Source organism: Erwinia sp., from assembly GCF_031978025.1.
In the GTDB taxonomy this organism is placed as follows: Bacteria; Pseudomonadota; Gammaproteobacteria; order Enterobacterales; family Enterobacteriaceae; genus Erwinia.
On the sequence record NZ_DALZCD010000369.1, the window covers coordinates 1 to 3,282 of the forward strand.

The 3,282-nt window shown below is 50.9% G+C and carries 2 protein-coding genes; both read left to right on the plus strand.

Annotation, left to right across the window (positions count from 1 at the left end):
• A partial coding sequence (locus RTK32_RS20340; protein WP_312047123.1) for a porin occupies positions 1-1,032 on the plus strand: 1,032 nt, incomplete at its 5' end.
• 968 nt (positions 1,033-2,000) lie between these two features.
• On the plus strand, positions 2,001-3,191 hold the full coding sequence (locus RTK32_RS20345; protein ID WP_312047125.1) for an amino acid aminotransferase: 1,191 nt from the start codon (positions 2,001-2,003) through the stop codon (positions 3,189-3,191).
• Positions 3,192-3,282 lie beyond the last annotated feature (91 nt).

Consider the following 3,282-nt stretch of genomic DNA (forward strand, 5'->3'; position numbering starts at 1 on the left):
CATTATTTCTCTGATAACGACGGCAACGACGGTGACCAGAGCTACGTGCGTTTTGGCTTCAAGGGTGAAACCCAGATTAATGACATGCTGACCGGTTACGGCCAGTGGGAATATAACTTCCAAACGAATAATACCGAAGGCGGCACCGACGCGCAGGACGGCAACAAAACCCGTCTGGGCTTCGCCGGTCTGAAATTCGCTGAGTACGGTTCTATCGACTACGGCCGTAACTACAGCCTGCTGTACGATCCAATGGGTTGGACCGACATGCTGCCAGAATTCGGCGGCGACTCTGCTTACTCTGACCTGGGCGTACTGGGCGGCCGTACCACTGGCGTGCTGACCTACCGCAACACCAACTTCTTTGGCCTGGTAGACGGCTGGAACTTCGCCCTTCAGTATCAGGGCAAAAACGACCGCGATGACGTTCGTCGTTCAAACGGTGATGGTTACGCCGTTTCTACCAGCTATACCTCACCAATCGGTGTAGGCGTGTCCGCGGCTTACGGTTCTTACGACCGTACCAATGCACAGTCTTCTGGCAATCGTAACGTCACTAACCCTAACGATGCTACCGAAGTGGTTGATATTAACAGTGGCGCAGGTAAACGTGCTGAATCATGGGCAACCGCGCTGAAATATGATGCGAACAACGTCTACCTGGCAGCGATGTACGGTGAGACCCGTAACGCGACGCCAATTACCTACAAAGGTAACTTTAATGACGTGGATAACACGGCATGGACTTCTAATTCTTTCGCTAACAAAGCGCAGAACATTGAACTGGTTGCCCAGTACCAGTTTGACTTCGGCCTGCGTCCATCTCTTGGCCACGTCCAGTCTAAAGGCAAGGATATCGAAGGCGTTGGCGATGCTGACCTGATCAAATATGTTGACGTGGGCGCCACTTATTACTTCAACAAAAACATGTCTACCTACGTTGACTATCAGATCAACCTGCTGGATGACAACAACCCACTGGGTCTGAATACCGATGACACCGTGGCTGTAGGTCTGGTTTACCAGTTCTAATCAAGCTTCACGCGATCTGGCGGGGCCTTTGGCCCCGCTTTTTATTGCTCTCTATCTTCTCCGGTCAGCCTTACATTTTCTCTCCTTCATGGTCCTATGCTTTTTCACCCTGATGCTTCTGCGCTTTCTCTCCTTTGGTACCACTATGCTTTTTCACTCCTGATGCCTCTGCGCTTTCTCCCCTGATGCCCTTACGCTGTCTCCCCTGATGCCCTTACGCTTTCTCCCCTGATGCCCTTACGCTTTCTTCCCTGATGCCCTTACGCTTTCTTCCCTGATGCCCTTACGCTTTCTTCCCTGACGCTCCTACGCTTTATCATTCTGGTGACCGCTACACCTTCCCTGACTGGGAAATCGCTATTTAATTAAGCCAGCAATCCCTGATGTCATTTTCCTTTTCATAAAAGTTTTGGCCACGCCACTGCATTGCTGAAAAGAACTAAAAATATTTGTTAGCCAGATGCGGAAGTAGAACAATCAGTCTGGATTTAGCTTCAGGAAAACCTTTATGGACCGTCCTTTTCTGTAGACGCTCTCAGGTTGCAGCGTTAGCGGTGGGAAAAGAGAATAAGACAGGCTCATCCTTTCTCCACATGACATGCATATCACCTGGTTACGCTGCGACGTCATCGCTATCAGAAACGGACTGCAGGATATCTATGGCGAGATAAAAGATGTGCGGAATCAAATAAAAGCTCTCCGCAAGGAGAAGCAACTCGATTCTTGTTTGTTATTGGCGTGACGCTAAAACTGGCTTTTATCACGGTAAAAGGCTTTTACCGGCTGTCGTTTTTGTCTGACGGAAAAGCAGCGTGCTTGCACAGCTGTCTGCGTGAGTCAGAAAACGGTTGTCTCCCCTTTCTCTTAAGGCACTGTTTCACTGATTTTAACGCAAACGGTTGGCATTTTTATCACAGTGGCGGTACCCTGAATTCTCACTTCGTTTCAGTTTATAACGGACTTTCATTATGTTTGAACGCATTGCTGCTGCACCTGCAGATCCTATCCTTGGCTTAGCCGACCTTTTTCGCGCGGATGACCGCCCTGACAAGATCAACCTTGGTATTGGCGTTTATAAGGACGAAACCGGTAAAACGCCGGTATTGACCAGCGTGAAAAAAGCCGAGCAGTATCTGCTGGAAAATGAAACGACCAAAAATTATTTGAGCATTGATGGCCTGGCCGATTTTGGCAAATGCACACAAGAGCTGCTGTTTGGTGCGGACAATGCGATCCTGCGCGATAAGCGCGCACGCACGGCGCAAACGCCTGGCGGTACGGGTGCGCTGCGCGTGGCCGCAGATTTTATCGCCACGCAAACCGGTGCGAAACGCATCTGGGTCAGTAATCCCAGCTGGCCTAACCATAAAAATGTGTTTCAGTCTGCCGGACTGGAAGTCTGTGAATACCAGTATTACGACGCAGCCAGCCATTCGCTGGATTTTGAAGGGATGCTGGGCGCGCTACGTGAAGCGCAAGCGGGCGATATTGTGCTGTTCCATGGCTGCTGTCATAACCCTACCGGTATCGATCCTACGGCCGCACAGTGGCAGCAACTGGCCGATATGTCGCTGGAAAAAGGCTGGCTGCCGCTGTTCGACTTTGCCTATCAGGGATTTGCTCGTGGTCTGGAAGAGGATGCAGAAGGCCTGCGTATTTTCGCTGCCGGCCATCAGGAGCTGATCGTCGCCAGTTCTTATTCTAAGAATTTCGGCCTCTATAATGAGCGCGTAGGCGCTTTCACTCTGGTCGCCAACACGGCCGATACTGCTGATACGGCCTTCAGCCAGGTTAAAGCGACGATCCGTGCAAACTACTCCAACCCACCCGCGCACGGTGCAGCTGTGGTCGCCACTATACTGAGCAACAGTTCACTGCGCACCCTGTGGGAGCAGGAACTGACCGATATGCGACAGCGTATTCATCGCATGCGCCAGCTGTTCGTCAATACCCTGCAGGAAAAAGGGGCAAAAGGCGACTTCAGCTTTATCATCAATCAAAATGGCATGTTCTCTTTTAGTGGCCTGACCAAAGATCAGGTGATCAGGCTGCGGGAAGAGTTTGGCGTTTATGCGGTTAATTCAGGCCGTGTTAACGTAGCGGGAATGACGCCGGACAACATGGCGCCCCTGTGCGAAGCGATTGTCGCCGTGCTGTAAATACCACTAAGCGGATGTGAAGTCCCTAATCCGCCGCAACGTAAAAAAAGCCTGCATGATGCAGGCTTTTTTATTCGGTGACATTACTGCA